The 16,767-nt window shown below is 53.1% G+C and carries 12 protein-coding genes; 5 read left to right on the forward strand and 7 right to left on the reverse strand.

Annotation, left to right across the window (positions count from 1 at the left end):
• Positions 1-52: 52 nt before the first annotated feature.
• The gene (argB, locus tag ACJHX7_RS20080) at positions 53-829 is read right to left on the reverse strand and encodes an acetylglutamate kinase (RefSeq protein WP_077884455.1); all 777 of its coding nucleotides are present in this window, start codon (positions 827-829) and stop codon (positions 53-55) included.
• A gap of 7 nt (positions 830-836) precedes the next feature.
• Positions 837-1,841: an N-acetyl-gamma-glutamyl-phosphate reductase gene (argC, locus tag ACJHX7_RS20085; RefSeq protein ID WP_000935362.1), complete on the reverse strand. Its 1,005-nt coding sequence runs from the start codon at positions 1,839-1,841 to the stop codon at positions 837-839.
• 153 nt (positions 1,842-1,994) lie between these two features.
• On the opposite strand from argC, the gene argE reads away from it, so the two are divergent.
• The 4 genes from argE to ACJHX7_RS20105 all read left to right on the forward strand — a co-directional run bounded on the left by argE (position 1,995) and on the right by ACJHX7_RS20105 (position 9,015).
• Positions 1,995-3,146 (forward strand): acetylornithine deacetylase, encoded by a 1,152-nt coding sequence (gene argE, locus ACJHX7_RS20090; RefSeq protein ID WP_094030210.1) that lies wholly within the window; start codon positions 1,995-1,997, stop codon positions 3,144-3,146.
• A 301-nt stretch (positions 3,147-3,447) separates the two neighbouring features.
• A complete protein-coding gene (ppc, locus tag ACJHX7_RS20095; RefSeq protein WP_094030212.1) occupies positions 3,448-6,099 on the forward strand; it encodes a phosphoenolpyruvate carboxylase in 2,652 nt (883 codons plus the stop codon).
• Between the two features lie 182 nt (positions 6,100-6,281).
• The gene (locus ACJHX7_RS20100; protein ID WP_094030213.1) at positions 6,282-8,015 is read left to right on the forward strand and encodes a phosphoethanolamine transferase CptA; all 1,734 of its coding nucleotides are present in this window, start codon (positions 6,282-6,284) and stop codon (positions 8,013-8,015) included.
• 148 nt (positions 8,016-8,163) lie between these two features.
• Positions 8,164-9,015, forward strand: coding sequence for an AraC family transcriptional regulator (locus ACJHX7_RS20105; RefSeq protein WP_000274624.1), 852 nt, complete (start codon positions 8,164-8,166; stop codon positions 9,013-9,015).
• Here ACJHX7_RS20105 and ACJHX7_RS20110 read toward each other — a convergent pair.
• Genes ACJHX7_RS20110 through ACJHX7_RS20130 form a run of 5 tightly spaced genes read right to left on the reverse strand, consistent with a single transcriptional unit; the run spans position 9,002 to position 13,951 of the window.
• Positions 9,002-9,343: a PTS fructose-like transporter subunit IIB gene (locus tag ACJHX7_RS20110; RefSeq protein ID WP_000323846.1), complete on the reverse strand. Its 342-nt coding sequence runs from the start codon at positions 9,341-9,343 to the stop codon at positions 9,002-9,004. The two genes, ACJHX7_RS20105 and ACJHX7_RS20110, sit on opposite strands and share 14 nt — an antisense overlap.
• Before the next feature lies 1 nt (position 9,344).
• Entirely contained in the window at positions 9,345-10,223 is an 879-nt protein-coding gene (locus ACJHX7_RS20115) for a [formate-C-acetyltransferase]-activating enzyme (protein ID WP_094030214.1), read from the reverse strand.
• Positions 10,189-12,486, reverse strand: coding sequence for a formate C-acetyltransferase (locus tag ACJHX7_RS20120; RefSeq protein ID WP_000184837.1), 2,298 nt, complete (start codon positions 12,484-12,486; stop codon positions 10,189-10,191). Before ACJHX7_RS20120 ends, ACJHX7_RS20115 begins: the two co-directional genes overlap by 35 nt.
• Before the next feature lie 50 nt (positions 12,487-12,536).
• A complete protein-coding gene (locus ACJHX7_RS20125; RefSeq protein WP_000161265.1) occupies positions 12,537-12,857 on the reverse strand; it encodes a PTS fructose-like transporter subunit IIB in 321 nt (106 codons plus the stop codon).
• Positions 12,858-12,871: 14 nt separating this feature from the next.
• Positions 12,872-13,951, reverse strand: a complete 1,080-nt coding sequence (locus ACJHX7_RS20130) for a PTS fructose transporter subunit EIIC (protein ID WP_001004467.1) — start codon at positions 13,949-13,951, stop codon at positions 12,872-12,874.
• A gap of 308 nt (positions 13,952-14,259) precedes the next feature.
• On the opposite strand from ACJHX7_RS20130, the gene ptsP reads away from it, so the two are divergent.
• Positions 14,260-16,761, forward strand: coding sequence for a phosphoenolpyruvate--protein phosphotransferase (gene ptsP, locus ACJHX7_RS20135; protein WP_094030215.1), 2,502 nt, complete (start codon positions 14,260-14,262; stop codon positions 16,759-16,761).
• Positions 16,762-16,767: the final 6 nt, after the last annotated feature.

Below are 16,767 nucleotides of genomic sequence, written 5' to 3' on the forward strand. Positions count from 1 at the left end.
TTCCTTATTTTGAAATTCAATGCCGGAAAGCTGCGCCTCCGGCCAACAAAACTTAAGCTAAAATCCGCGTACCCATCGGCATACCGTTAAACAGTGCCGGAAGCTGTTCCGCATGACGCCAGGAGGCGATATCCACCGGGCGGCCCAGCGTGCGCGCAGCATCCAGCGCCGCGTTCACTTTCACTATCATGCCGTCAGTAATAATGCCCTGCTCAATCAGTTGTTCTGCTTTCGCGGCGGTCATTTCGGCAATGCGTTGCCCTTTGCCGTCGAGAATGCCACTGACGTCGGAGAGCAAAATCAGATCCGCGCCCAGCGTTGCCGCCAGCGCCGTCGCCGCCTGGTCGGCATTGACGTTCATCAGTTGCCCTTCGTCTGTTACGCCAATGGAGCTGACCACCGGCAGATAACCGTTTTCCAGCAATGTATTGATAAGCTTAGGCGAACCTGGCTGCGCCAGTCCAACATGGCCTAACTCTTCATCAAGCTGGATCACTTTGACGCTGTCGCCGTCACCGAGAAACAAACCTACGGCCGCAATCTGATGTTTCTTCGCCCATGCCAGCAGGGTTTTATTTGCCGTTCCCGCCAGTGCTCCGGTGATAATGTTTATCTGATCCGCTGGCGTCACCCGCAGGCCGTTTTTCTTTTTCACCGGCAGATTCAGCCCTTTCATCAACTCATCCACCACGCAGCCGCCACCGTGGACAATCACCAGCGGACGCTGATGTGACTCACGATAATTCACCAGGGCGCTAAACAGACGTTCCAGCGCCTCTTCACTATCCAGCAGTACGCCGCCCAGTTTGATAATTAATGGATTCATCATTGCACCCTTAAATAAGAGACTGCGTTTCCGCATAGCCGAAACGTATATTGGCGCACTGTACCGCTTGTGCCGCCGCGCCTTTCAGTAAGTTGTCTTCGGTCGCCACAATAATCAGATGCTCGCCCTGAACGGCAAACCCGATATCGCAAAATGGCAGCCCAACGACATTTTTCAGCGCCGGAACGCCTTTGTCATACAGCCGCACCAGCGGTTTATGGGCATACGCCTGCTGTAACACTTGCGCGACTTGCGCCTGGGTCACACCCGATTTCAGGCGGCAGGTAATAGTTTCGAGAATGCCGCGCGGGAAATTGCCCAGATGTGGGGTGAAGATAACGTCAGCACCGAGGTGTGTGGCGATCTCTGGTTGATGGCGATGGGTAAAGACGCCATACGGTTGCAGGCTAACTTCACAAAAACTATTTGAAATCGCTGCCTTACGTCCTGCACCGCTCACGCCGCTGGTAGCGTTGATTACCGGCCACTGATTGAGGTCAAGAATATCGGCATCAATCAACGGTTTCAGCGCCAGCTGTGCCGCCGTCGGATAACAGCCTGGCACGGCAATCAAGTTCGCTTCTTTTAATTTATTACCGCACCACTCGGCCAGACCGTAGGCTGCCTGTTCCAGCAGTTCCGGATACTGATGGGTAAAGCCGTAATATTTTTCATAGAAGGTGGCGTCGTTAACACGAAACGCGCCGGAAAGGTCGAACACCACGCAGCCGGCTTCAAGAAATTGCGGCGCTAAATCGTGGCTAACTTCATGGGCGGTGGCGAGAAACACCACGTCCACCCCTGGGCTAAACTCGCTGATATCCGACATCGGCTGCAACGGCAGATCAACGATGCCTTTTAGCTGCGGATGCAAATCGGAGATTAACTTTCCCGCATCATTGCTTTGCGCTGAAACAGTCAAAGCGGTTATGTTCATATGCGGATGGCGATTTACATAGGTCACTAGCTCTGCGCCAGCGTAGCCGCTGGCACCCACAATCAGCGTATTCAACATCGGGGCTATTCACCTTCTTATGTCTGGTTGCCAGGTTAAACGTAAAACATTCACCTTACGGCTGGTGGGTTTTATTACGCTCAACGTTAGTGTATTTTTATTCATAAATACTGCATGAATATTGATACTATCATGACCAGAGGTGTGTCAACAATGAAAAACAAATTACCGCCATTTATCGAGATTTACCGTGCTCTGATTGCCACACCTTCAATAAGCGCCACGGAAGAGGCACTCGATCAAAGCAATGCAGATTTAATCACTCTGCTGGCGGACTGGTTTAAAGATTTAGGCTTCAATGTGGAAGTGCAGCCTGTGCCAGGAACTCGCAACAAATTTAATATGCTGGCAAGTACCGGACAGGGGGCTGGCGGTTTGTTGCTGGCGGGGCATACCGATACGGTGCCATTTGATGACGGACGCTGGACGCGCGATCCGTTTACACTGACGGAGCATGACGGCAAGCTTTACGGCTTAGGCACCGCCGACATGAAAGGCTTTTTTGCGTTTATCCTTGATGCGCTACGCGATGTCGACGTCACGAAGCTTGCAAAACCGCTCTACATTCTGGCGACTGCCGATGAAGAAACCAGTATGGCCGGAGCGCGTTATTTTGCCGAAACTACCGCCCTGCGCCCGGATTGCGCCATCATTGGCGAACCGACGTCACTACAACCGGTACGCGCACATAAAGGTCATATCTCTAACGCCATCCGTATTCAGGGCCAGTCGGGCCACTCCAGCGATCCAGCACGCGGAGTTAACGCTATCGAACTGATGCACGACGCCATCGGGCATATTTTGCAATTGCGCGATAAGCTGAAAGAACGTTATCACTACGAAGCGTTTACCGTGCCATACCCCACGCTCAACCTCGGGCATATTCACGGTGGCGACGCTTCTAACCGTATTTGCGCTTGCTGTGAGTTGCATATGGATATTCGTCCGCTGCCGGGCATGACACTCAATGAACTTAATGGTTTGCTTAACGATGCATTGGCTCCGGTGAGCGAACATTGGCCGGGTCGTCTGACGGTCGACGAGCTGCATCCGCCGATCCCTGGCTATGAATGCCCACCGAATCATCAACTGGTTGAAGTGGTTGAGAAATTGCTCGGAGCAAAAACCGAAGTGGTGAATTACTGTACCGAAGCGCCGTTTATTCAAACGTTATGCCCGACGCTGGTTCTGGGGCCTGGCTCAATTAATCAGGCTCATCAACCTGATGAATATCTGGAAACACGGTTTATCAAGCCCACCCGCGAACTGATAACCCAGGTAATTCACCATTTTTGCTGGCATTAAAACGTAGGCCAAACAATGTCGGATGCGATGCTTGCGCATCTTATCCGACCTACACCTTTGGTGTTACTCGAGGCGATTTTTTAACATTCCCATAAGTTACGCTTATTTAAAGCGTCGTGAATTTAATGGCGTAAATTCCTGCTATTTATTCGTTTGCTGAAGCGATTTCGCAGCATTTGACGTCACCGCTTTTACGTGGCTTTATAAAAGACGACGAAAAGCAAAGCCCGAGCATATTCGCGCCAATGCGACGTGAAGGATACAGGGCTATCAAACGATAAGATGGGGTGTCTGGGGTAATATGAACGAACAATATTCCGCATTGCGTAGTAATGTCAGTATGCTCGGCAAAGTGCTGGGAGAAACCATCAAGGATGCGTTAGGAGAACACATTCTTGAACGCGTAGAAACTATCCGTAAGTTGTCCAAATCTTCACGCGCTGGCAATGATGCTAACCGCCAGGAGTTGCTCACCACCTTACAAAATTTGTCGAACGACGAGCTGCTGCCCGTTGCGCGTGCGTTTAGTCAGTTTCTGAACCTGGCCAACACCGCCGAGCAATACCACAGCATTTCGCCGAAAGGCGAAGCTGCCAGCAACCCGGAAGTGATCGCCCGCACCCTGCGCAAACTGAAAAACCAGCCGGAACTGAGCGAAGACACCATAAAAAAAGCAGTGGAATCGCTGTCGCTGGAACTGGTCCTCACGGCTCACCCAACCGAAATTACCCGTCGGACACTGATCCACAAAATGGTGGAAGTGAACGCCTGTTTAAAACAGCTCGATAACAAAGATATCGCCGACTACGAACACAACCAGCTGATGCGCCGCCTGCGCCAGTTGATCGCCCAGTCATGGCATACCGATGAAATCCGTAAGCTGCGTCCAAGCCCGGTAGATGAAGCCAAATGGGGCTTTGCCGTAGTAGAAAACAGCCTGTGGCAAGGCGTACCGAATTACCTGCGCGAACTGAACGAACAACTGGAAGAGAATCTCGGCTACAAACTGCCCGTCGAATTTGTTCCGGTCCGTTTTACCTCGTGGATGGGCGGTGACCGCGACGGCAACCCGAACGTCACTGCCGATATCACCCGTCACGTCCTGCTACTCAGCCGCTGGAAAGCCACCGATTTGTTCCTGAAAGATATTCAGGTTCTGGTTTCTGAACTGTCGATGGTTGAAGCCACCCCTGAACTGCTGGCGCTGGTTGGCGAAGAGGGTGCCGCAGAACCGTATCGCTATCTGATGAAAAACCTGCGTTCTCGCCTGATGGCGACACAGGCATGGCTGGAAGCGCGCCTGAAAGGCGAAGAACTGCCAAAACCAGAAGGCCTGCTGACACAAAACGAAGAACTGTGGGAACCGCTCTACGCTTGCTACCAGTCACTTCAGGCGTGTGGCATGGGTATTATCGCCAACGGCGATCTGCTCGACACCCTGCGCCGCGTGAAATGTTTCGGCGTACCGCTGGTCCGTATTGATATCCGTCAGGAGAGCACCCGCCATACCGAAGCGCTGGGCGAGCTGACCCGCTACCTCGGTATCGGCGACTACGAGAGCTGGTCAGAAGCCGACAAACAGGCGTTCCTGATCCGCGAACTGAACTCCAAACGTCCGCTTCTACCGCGCAACTGGCAACCAAGCGCCGAAACGCGCGAAGTGCTCGATACCTGCCAGGTGATTGCCGAAGCGCCGCAAGGCTCCATTGCCGCCTACGTGATCTCGATGGCGAAAACGCCGTCCGACGTGCTGGCTGTCCACCTGCTGCTGAAAGAAGCGGGTATCGGGTTTGCGATGCCGGTTGCTCCGCTGTTTGAAACCCTCGATGACCTGAACAACGCCAACGATGTCATGACCCAGCTGCTGAATATCGACTGGTATCGCGGCCTGATTCAGTGCAAACAGATGGTGATGATTGGCTATTCCGACTCAGCAAAAGATGCGGGCGTGATGGCAGCTTCCTGGGCGCAATATCAGGCACAGGATGCATTAATCAAAACCTGCGAAAAAGCGGGTATTGAGCTGACGCTGTTCCACGGTCGCGGCGGTTCCATTGGTCGCGGCGGCGCACCTGCTCATGCGGCGCTGCTGTCACAACCGCCAGGAAGCCTGAAAGGTGGCCTGCGCGTGACTGAACAGGGCGAGATGATCCGCTTTAAATATGGTCTGCCAGAAATCACCGTCAGCAGCCTGTCGCTGTACACCGGGGCGATTCTGGAAGCCAACCTGCTGCCACCACCTGAGCCGAAAGAGAGCTGGCGTCGCATTATGGATGAACTGTCAGTCATCTCCTGCGATCTCTACCGTGGCTACGTACGTGAAAACAAAGATTTTGTGCCTTACTTCCGCTCCGCTACGCCGGAACAGGAACTGGGCAAACTGCCGTTGGGTTCACGTCCGGCGAAACGTCGCCCAACCGGCGGCGTCGAGTCACTACGCGCCATTCCGTGGATTTTCGCCTGGACGCAAAACCGCCTGATGCTCCCCGCCTGGCTGGGTGCAGGAACAGCGCTGCAAAAAGTGGTCGAAGATGGCAAACAGAGCGAGCTGGAGGCTATGTGCCGCGACTGGCCATTCTTCTCGACGCGTCTCGGTATGCTGGAGATGGTCTTCGCCAAAGCAGACCTGTGGCTGGCGGAATACTATGATCAACGTTTGGTAGACAAAGCACTGTGGCCGTTAGGTAAAGAGTTACGCAATCTGCAAGAAGAAGACATCAAAGTGGTGCTGGCGATTGCCAACGATTCCCATCTGATGGCCGATCTGCCGTGGATTGCAGAGTCTATTCAGCTACGGAATATTTACACCGACCCGCTGAACGTATTGCAAGCCGAGTTACTGCACCGCTCCCGCCAGGCAGAAAAAGAAGGCCATGAGCCGGATCCTCGCGTCGAACAAGCGTTAATGGTCACTATTGCCGGGATTGCGGCAGGTATGCGTAATACCGGCTAATCTTCCTCTCCTGCAAACCCTCGTGCTTTTGCGCGAGGGTTTTCTGAAATACTTCTGTTCTAACACCTTCGTTTTCAATATATTTCTGTCTGCATTTTATTCAAATTCTGAATACACCTTCAGATATCCTTAAGGAATTGTCGTTACATTCGGCGATATTTTTTTCAAGACAGGTTCTTACTATGCATTCCACAGAAGTCCAGGCTAAACCCCTTTTTAGCTGGAAAGCCCTGGGTTGGGCACTGCTCTACTTTTGGTTTTTCTCTACTCTGCTACAGGCCATTATTTACATCAGTGGTTATAGTGGCACTAACGGCATTCGCGACTCGCTGTTATTCAGTTCGCTGTGGTTGATCCCGGCATTCCTCTTTCCGAAGCGGATTAAAATTATAGCCGCAGTGATCGGCGTGGTGCTATGGGCGGCCTCTCTGGCGGCGCTGTGCTACTACGTCATCTACGGTCAGGAGTTCTCGCAGAGCGTTCTGTTTGTGATGTTCGAAACCAACACCAACGAAGCTAGCGAGTATTTAAGCCAGTATTTCAGCCTGAAAATTGTGCTTATCGCGCTGGCCTATACGGCGGTGGCAGTTCTGCTGTGGACACGCCTGCGCCCGGTCTATATTCCAAAGCCGTGGCGTTATGTTGTCTCTTTTGCCCTACTTTATGGCTTGATTCTGCATCCGATCGCCATGAACACCATCATCAAAGGCAAACCGATTGAAAAAACGCTGGATAGTCTGGCATCGCGAATGGAACCCGCAGCACCATGGCAATTTATTTCCGGCTACTACCAGTACCGCCAGCAACTTAACTCGCTGACCAAATTACTCAACGAAAACAATGCGCTGCCGCCGCTGGCTAATTTCAAAGATGAATCGGGTAACGAACCGCGCACCTTAGTGCTGGTGATTGGCGAGTCGACCCAGCGTGGACGCATGAGTCTGTACGGTTATCCGCGTGAAACCACGCCGGAGCTGGATGCGCTGCATAAAACCGATCCGAATCTGACCGTGTTTAATAACGTGGTGACGTCTCGTCCGTACACCATTGAAATCCTGCAACAGGCGCTGACCTTTGCCAATGAAAAGAACCCGGATCTGTATCTGACGCAGCCGTCGCTGATGAACATGATGAAACAGGCGGGTTATAAAACCTTCTGGATCACCAACCAGCAGACGATGACCGCCCGCAATACCATGCTGACGGTATTTTCGCGCCAGACCGACAAGCAGTACTACATGAACCAGCAACGTACACAGAGTGCGCGTGAATACGACACTAACGTGCTGAAGCCGTTCCAGGAAGTGCTGAAGGACCCTGCGCCGAAGAAACTGATCATCGTTCATCTGCTGGGTACGCATATCAAATACAAATACCGCTACCCGGAAAATCAGGGCAAGTTTGATGGCAATACCGATCATGTCCCGCCGGGGTTAAACGCGGAAGAGCTGGAGTCATATAACGATTATGACAACGCTAACCTGTATAACGATCATGTGGTTGCCAGCCTGATTAAAGACTTTAAAGCGGCAGACCCGAACGGATTCCTGGTTTACTTCTCTGACCACGGTGAAGAGGTTTACGACACGCCGCCGCATAAAACCCAGGGGCGTAATGAGGACAACCCGACGCGCCACATGTACACCATTCCGTTCCTGCTGTGGACGTCGGAAAAATGGCAAGCGACTCATCCGCGTGATTTCTCACAGGATGTCGATCGTAAATACAGCCTGGCGGAACTGATCCACACCTGGTCAGATTTGGCGGGCTTATCTTACGACGGTTACGATCCAACCCGTTCAGTGGTGAACCCGCAGTTCAAAGAAACCACCCGCTGGATTGGTAATCCGTACAAGAAAAATGCGCTGATCGATTACGACACTCTGCCGTATGGCGATCAGGTAGGTAATCAGTAAATGACCTTTGTATCGCGTCTGGCGCTATTTGCCGGATGCGATACTGCCGCAATGTTTACATCTCACTCCCCTCAGGCCACACTTTTCAGGTGGCCTTTTTTCATAATGCCAGTTACTGTTTTCCCGTCTACATACCTAAGGGAATAACATGTATCACGACGTCAGCTATCTGCTCTCCCGCCTGATCAACGGCCCGCTGTCCCTGCGCCAGATTTACTTTGCCAGCAGTAACGGCCCGGTGCCCGATCTTGCGTATCAGGTCGATTTTCCACGTCTGGAAATTGTGCTGGAAGGTGAGTTTGTTGATACCGGCGCTGGAGCAACGTTAGTTCCCGGCGATGTGCTGTACGTTGCCGCTGGTGGCTGGAATTTCCCACAATGGAAAACACCCGCTACCACCTTTAGCGTGCTGTTTGGCAAACAGCAACTCGGCTTCAGCGTCGTGCAATGGGATGGCAAACAATATCAAAATCTGGCGAAGCAACACGTCGCCCGACGCGGCCCGCGCATTGGTTCTTTTCTGCTACAAACGCTCAATGAAATGCAAATGCAGCCGCAGGAGCAGCAAACGGCAAGGCTTATCGTCGCCAGCCTGCTTAGCCACTGCCGCGATTTGCTCGGCAGCCAAATCCAGACCGCCTCACGTAGCCAGGCTCTATTCGAAGCTATTCGCGATTATATCGACGAACGCTATGCCTCCGCGCTTACCCGCGAATCTGTCGCACAGGCATTCTATATTTCGCCAAATTACCTCTCGCACCTGTTTCAAAAAACGGGGGCCATTGGTTTTAACGAATACCTGAATCACACGCGACTGGAGCACGCTAAGACGTTATTGAAAGGCTATGACCTGAAGGTAAAAGAAGTGGCGCACGCCTGCGGCTTTGTCGACAGCAACTACTTCTGCCGTCTGTTTCGTAAAAATACCGAACGCTCACCGTCGGAATATCGTCGGCAGTACCACAGCCAACTGACAGAAAAACCGACTACTCCAGAATAAGATGGGTTTGCTGCGGCGCAGAAAGCACTTTGCGTACCGCGCTCATCACCCGCTGCGGCTCACGCAGGAAAGCGTAGATGCTGCATTGCACATAGCGGCAATGTTCAAATCGCTCAGCACCGGCAAGCTCGATATCCGTAATTAACAGCGCAACATCCGCCCGACGGATATCCTCGTCCGCTAAACGATTCTCCGTTCCCAGCGCGCCCTGAGTTTCAATGCTGACGCCCCACTTCTCTAACAGGCACAACTTTTCCAGCCGTTCCGCCGCCATATAAGTATGCGCCACGCCGCTTACGCAGGCGGTTACTGCCACCAGGTATGCCATTTTAACCTCCCACGGTAACCTGAAATCCGGCCCGTTCTGCCATTTCACGCATCGTTGCCACATCGGCTGACGACGGCGCAGACACCTCTTTCATCGACCATGTTTTCCCCAGCAGGCGGTATTTCGGTTCGCCGTACTGATGAAACGGTAACAGATGGATCTGCCTGATATTCAGCGGGATCAGCACGTCCAGCGCCTGCTGCATATTCTCCCGGCTGAGCGTGAAACCAGGGATCAGCGGTAAACGCGGGATCACGTTGACGCCCTCACTCACCAGCAAACGCAGATTCTCCAGCACGCGTGGCAGGTTCATCTTCACCACATCCCGCGCCTGAGTCGCGTCCATAATTTTTAAATCGAACAACACTTCATCGCACAATTTCGCCAGCGGTAACAGCTTGCTGGCTGGCGCGTCTCCGGCAGTTTCGATGGCGCATGACACACCCCACAACCGAAGCCGCTGTAAAAAAAGAGTAGCAAACTCCGCCTGCATTAACACTTCGCCGCCAGAAAGCGTGACGCCGCCGCCGGACGTGCGAAAGAAAATGTCATCTTTCATCACTTCCCGTTCCAGAGCGTCAAGGCTGATATCGCGACCAATCCGTTCAAACGCACCGGAGGGGCATTCATCCGCATCACGCAAACATTTCGCACAGTGCAGACATTTCGCCTCTCTGCGTACAGTCTGGATTTTGCCGGAGATCGACTCCGGATTAGCACACCACGGGCAAAGATGCGGACAGCCTTTAAAAAAGACCACCGTACGAATGCCCTCGCCGTCATTCAGTGAATAACGCTGAATGTTGAAAATGCGCGCCACATCATCGCGGCGCGTTTCCACAACGTTACAGCTGATGCGCTGTCCGGCGGATGATGTCATCCTGGATCTCCTTCGACAGTTCGACAAAGAAGGCGCTGTATCCGGCAACGCGCACCACCAGCCCGGCATAATCTTGTGGGCGCTGTTGCGCTTCCCGCAACGTGTCGGCGTTCACCACGTTAAACTGAATATGCTGCAACTTAAGCTGGGTAAACGCCCGTAAGAAGTCGGCCAGTTTGCGTAATCCCGCTTCACCTTCCAAGGTCGCCGGAGTGAATTTCACGTTCAGCAACGTACCGTTAGACAGCAGCGTATTATCGAGCTTACTGACTGACTTCAGTACCGCCGTTGGCCCTTGTGCGTCCTGGCCCAGCATGGGTGACAAGCCGCCGTCTGCCAGCTGTTCTCCGGCAAAACGACCGTCTGGCGTCGCGCCAACCACCGATCCCAACGGGACGTGAGCAGAAACGGTATACGATCCCGGCGTGAAGTAGCCGCCGCGCGGGTTCTGGTATTTTTCCACTTCTTTGCAGTAGTGGCGTAACAGTTCGGCGCTGATGTTATCCACCTCGTCGATATCGTTACCGTATTTCTCGAAGCGGTTAATTAAGCGAGCACGGACTTTTTCGCCTTCTGGCGTTGCGAAGTTGGCTTTTAATACCGACAGCAATTCGTCAAAACTTAAACGCTGTTGCTCAAAAACCATACCTTTCAACGCATGGAGAGAATCGCTCAGGTTGGCGATACCGATCCCCTGTACGCCGGAGAAGTTATAACGCGCACCGCCATCGGTAATATCGCGGCCTTTTTCCAGACAATCGCTGATAAACGATGAGAGCAGCGGTACAGGTGCCCAGTCACGGTGACCGATATCGCAAATATTGCTGCCCTCAACCATCAGGGTGATGTAGTGGCTGATCTTGGCGCGGATCTGCTCCAGTAAACCTTCATAAGTCAGCGCAGCATTGCCTTCATTTTCATGCAGGCAGATTTCCATCACTTTCAGCAGATTAAACATCGCGATGTCATGCAAGCCGTAGGTTCTGCCGGGAATAGATAATTCCACACAGCCCACTACGGAATAGTCGCGTGCATCTTCCAGCGAAACGCCACGGTTGAGGAACGCTGGCACCACTACTTCATCGTTAAAGATTTGCGGAATACCGGTGCCGAGGCGAATGGTTTCGGCGGTTTTCATCAGGAACGGCGTGTCGATCAAGGCGTTAGTGCGCACCCCCAGGTTCGGTTGCGGTAATTGCACGCTTTGATAGGCATCGAGGCAAAGGAACGAAAGCACGTTCACCGCGCTACGTCCGTTTTCGGTTAACCCGCCGAGCAGCGCGGTATAGCCGGTCGGGAAACCGGCGAAATAGCGCGCGCTGCTGGTGGAGCGCAACAGCACGATGTCGTTGCATTTCACCCATAAAGATTCGAGCAGTTCTTTCAGGAACGCCGGATCTTCGCCCTGGGTTAATGATGCCTGATAGAACGGCAACATATACTGGTCGAAGCGCCCTAAAGACAGCGAACTGGCGTTGGATTCGTATTGCAGAATGATGTTCATGTACCAGAATAACTGGCACGCCTGCCAGAACGTCTGCGGCTTATGTTCGGCGTTATGGCGGGAGATCTCCGCAATAGTCAGCAGTTCTTCGCGACGCTGGCCATCAGTGCAGCTTGCCGCCATCGTTTCCGCCAGTTCGGCGTAACGCAAAATATGTTTCTGCGAGGCTTCCAGCAGTAACAGCGCTGCCTGATAAAAGTGATTCTCCGGCTGTTGCTGACAATGTTGCTGCATCTGTGCCACCAGCTCCCCCAGCCCGTGATTCAGCAGGCGTGGGTAATCAATAATAATGTGCCCCTGGCCTTTATCCGTCTGGTTGATGCTGAAAATCTGCGTGCTGGTCGCGGCTTTTACTTCATCCGTCATCTGCCCGTTGATGAAATCTTTCATCGAACGTTTTTCCCAGTACGGGAACAACTCTTCGCGGTAGATACGTTTATCTTCTTCGCTGATAGCAAAGCGGTCCTGCGGACGCGTCGGGAATTGATCCAGCTCTTTCAGCAGCCAGTAAGGGTCCATTTCCGGCGACATAATCCCGGCGCGTGGTTTTACGGTGCGGTTACCGGCAATCAGTTCTTCATCACGAATCGAAATTTCAACGTGTTCAAGGATATACGCTGTTGCTTTCGCCCGGCGCAATATCACCGGTTCGCCTTCGGTTTGCCGATGGCTGGCGGTATAAAGCAGCGCCCGCTCCAGCGAGATTTCACGGGTATTGGCAAACAGTGCAGTTTTGAGGCGAGAGATACGATTCGTCATGAGGAACTCCTGTGGGAAAGCGAACCCGCCCTTACGGGCGGGATAAGAACTTAAGCGGTTTGTGCCAGGTGAGCTTCAATTTTGCTCATAATGGCATCAGCGCGTTTTACCGCGTCGCTGATGTTGACGCGCACGATGGTCTTGCCAGCAAAACGCTCTTCAAACTTGATGCCGATATCTTTGGTCAGAATCACCATATCGGCGCTCGCCACGTCTTCCGCAGTCAGTTCATTTTCCAGACCAATCGAGCCCTGGGTTTCTACTTTCACTTCCCAGCCTTTCGCTTTCGCGGCACTTTCCAGCGCCTCTGCCGCCATATAGGTATGGGCAACACCAGATGGACACGCGGTTACTGCAATAATTTTCGTCATGGCTCGTTCCTCAATTAATTAATTTCAAAATCCAAATCCAGGTCGTCTTCTTTTTCATCAGTCGAAGACCCATTTTTACGCGCCAGACTTTTCAGCACGTTCACACAAACAGCCGTCACCACTGCTCCGACAGCCACTGCTGCGATATAACCCAGCTTGCCTTCAACCACCGGCAGCACAATCAGACCACCCCAGCCTGCATAGCACTGCGCACCGACCAGCGCCGCAGTTACTGCACCACAAACTGAACCGATCATGATGGAAGGAATAACACGCAGCGGATCGGCAGCGGCGAAAGGAATCGCCCCTTCAGTAACCCCAACGCACCCCATCACCAGCGCCGCTTTACCGGTTTCGCGCTCTTCTGCGGAGAAATTTTTACGACCAATCAGCGTCGCCAGCCCCATCCCCAGCGGCGGAACACAAATCCCCACGGCAGCAATGGCCACCACGGTATAAACACCCTGAGCAACGCAAATCAGCATGAAGGCATAGGCCACTTTGTTAACCGGGCCGCCCATATCGAACGCCAGCATCAGACCCATGATCACCGCCAGCATAACAATGCTGCCCTGCTGCATCCCCTGAAGCCACTGGGTCAGGCTGTTGGTCAACGCCCCCACCGGCTCGCCCAGCCCCCACATCATGACGCCAGCGGTAATCAGTGTGCCGACGATTGGAATGATGAAGATTGGCATCACCGAGCGCAGAACTTTATGCACCGGAATTTTCTTCAGGTAATGCACCACAATGCCGCCGATAATCCCGGCGATCAGTGCACCAAAGAAGCCCGCGCCAAAGCTGTTACCAACCCAGGCACCGATAGCGCATGGAGCCAATGCAGAACGTTCTGCAATGGAATAACCGATGTAAGCGGCGAGGAAAGGCACCATCAGCGTCAAACCTGCAACGCCGATATCAAACAGTTTTTTCAGATTCGGATCGGCTACGGCATCCGGCACTGCGCCTTTGCCATACAACATGACGGAAACCGCCAGCAAAATACCGCCCGATACCACGAAGGGAATCATGTGTGAAACGCCCGTCATTAAATGCTGACGGGTATTTTTCAGGATCTGCACCAACTCATTCATAAGCTGCTCCCGGGCTTGCGAAAGCCCATGTCCATATTTTTGATGGAAGAAACAATAGGCAATCGCAGGCGGAGCAAACAGTGGATAAAAAGGCCATTTACTGGACTTTTGTAATATCAGTACAAAAATGCGATCCGCCTCATAACTTGCGATAATCCGGAAGCATGCCGCAAAACGGCGTCTTGTGAGACGCGTCGCAAATTGACGGTTACATTACATTTGTCCAGCTTTTGGCAGATTTGTCACATGGCAGGCCGTTACCGTGCGCTCTTATCCTGTAAACAGAAAACCGTACCGGGAGAAAGGCAATGGCCCTGATTGTGGAATTTATTTGTGAGCTACCTAACGGCGTCCATGCGCGTCCGGCAAGCCACGTTGAAACGCTGTGTAATACTTTTTCATCACAAATTGAGTGGCATAACCTGCGCACTGACCGCAAGGGCAACGCCAAAAGCGCCCTTGCGCTGATTGGCACCGATACGCTGGTGGGCGATAACTGCCAGTTACTGATTTCCGGGGCCGACGAACAGGAAGCGCACCAGCGTTTAAGCCAATGGCTGCGCGATGAATTCCCCCACTGCGACGCACCGCTGGCGGAAGTAAAATCTGACGAACTGGAACCACTGCCGGTTTCACTGACCAATCTGAATCCGCAAATTATCCGTGCCCGCACCGTGTGCAGCGGTAGCGCAGGCGGCATTCTGACGCCGATCTCTTCTTTAGATCTCAATGCGCTGGGTAATCTTCCCGCAGCCAAAGGCGTTGACGCCGAACAATCCGCACTGGAAAACGGTCTGACGCTGGTACTGAAAAACATAGAGTTTCGTCTGCTGGATAGCGACGGTGCTACCAGCGCGATTCTGGAAGCGCACCGATCCCTGGCTGGCGATACTTCCCTGCGCGAACATTTACTGGCAGGTGTCAGCGCCGGATTAAGCTGCGCCGAAGCGATTGTTGCCAGTGCGAATCACTTTTGCGAAGAGTTCGCCCGTTCCAGCAGCAGCTACCTGCAAGAACGTGCCCTGGACGTACGCGACGTCTGCTTCCAGTTACTCCAGCAAATCTACGGTGAGCAACGCTTCCCGGCACCGGGCAAACTGACGCAGCCCGCCATTTGTATGGCTGATGAACTGACCCCCAGCCAGTTCCTCGAACTGGATAAAAATCACCTCAAAGGATTGTTGCTCAAAAGCGGCGGCACCACCTCACATACGGTGATCCTTGCCCGTTCGTTCAACATTCCGACGCTGGTTGGTGTGGATATTGATGCCCTTACTCCGTGGCAGCATCAGACGATTTATATCGACGGCAACGCAGGGGCGATTGTGGTTGAGCCAGGGGAATCCGTGGCCCGTTATTATCAGCAAGAAGCCCGCGTACAGGACGCTCTGCGTGAGCAACAGCGTGTCTGGCTGACCCAACAAGCCCGTACTGCTGACGGTATCCGCATTGAAATTGCTGCTAACATCGCTCACTCCGTGGAAGCGCAGGCCGCATTCGGCAATGGTGCGGAAGGCGTTGGTTTATTCCGCACTGAAATGCTCTATATGGATCGCACCAGTGCACCGGGCGAAAGCGAGCTGTACAACATTTTTTGTCAGGCGCTGGAGTCCGCCAACGGACGCAGCATTATTGTGCGCACTATGGATATTGGCGGTGACAAACCCGTTGATTATCTGAACATTCCCGCAGAGGCAAACCCGTTCCTCGGTTATCGCGCCGTGCGTATTTATGAAGAGTACGCGTCGTTATTTACCACACAACTACGGTCGATTCTCCGTGCCTCCGCTCACGGCAGCCTGAAAATCATGATCCCGATGATCTCCTCAATGGAAGAGATCTTATGGGTGAAAGAAAAACTGGCGGAAGCCAAACAGCAACTACGTAACGAACACATTCCGTTTGATGAGAAGATCCAGCTCGGCATTATGCTGGAAGTGCCGTCGGTGATGTTCATCATCGATCAATGCTGCGAAGAGATTGATTTCTTTAGTATCGGTAGTAATGACCTGACGCAATATCTGCTGGCAGTGGATCGCGATAACGCTAAGGTTACTCGTCACTATAACAGCCTGAATCCAGCATTCTTGCGGGCGCTCGATTACGCCGTGCAGGCGGTGCATCGCCAGGGCAAATGGATTGGTCTGTGCGGTGAACTGGGAGCGAAAGGTTCCGTGCTGCCATTGCTGGTCGGTTTAGGGCTGGATGAGCTGAGCATGAGCGCACCGTCAATTCCGGCGGCGAAAGCGCGAATGGCGCAACTTGATAGCCGTGAGTGCCGCAAGTTGCTCAACCAGGCAATGGCCTGCCGTACGTCGCTGGAAGTGGAACACCTGCTGGCGCAATTCCGCATGACCCAACAAGACGCACCGCTGGTCACCGCCGAGTGCATCACACTGGAAAACGACTGGCGCAGCAAAGAAGAAGTGCTCAAAGGCATGACCGATAACCTGCTGCTGGCGGGCCGCTGTCGCTATCCGCGTAAACTGGAAGCCGACTTGTGGGCGCGCGAGGCCGTTTTCTCTACCGGTCTGGGCTTTAGTTTTGCCATTCCCCACAGCAAATCAGAACACATTGAGCAATCCACCATCAGCGTGGCGCGTCTGCAAGCGCCAGTGCGCTGGGGCGATGATGAAGCACAATTCATCATTATGTTAACCCTGAACAAACATGCTGCGGGCGATCAACATATGCGCATTTTCTCGCGCCTCGCTCGTCGCATCATGCACGAAGAATTCCGTAACGCGCTGGTTAACGCCGCCTCTGCCGACGCTATCGCCAGCCTGCTGCAACATGAACTGGAACTGTAAAAGGAA

This window comes from Escherichia sp. WS1451 (genome assembly GCF_046487365.1).
Lineage (GTDB): Bacteria > Pseudomonadota > Gammaproteobacteria > Enterobacterales > Enterobacteriaceae > Escherichia > Escherichia coli.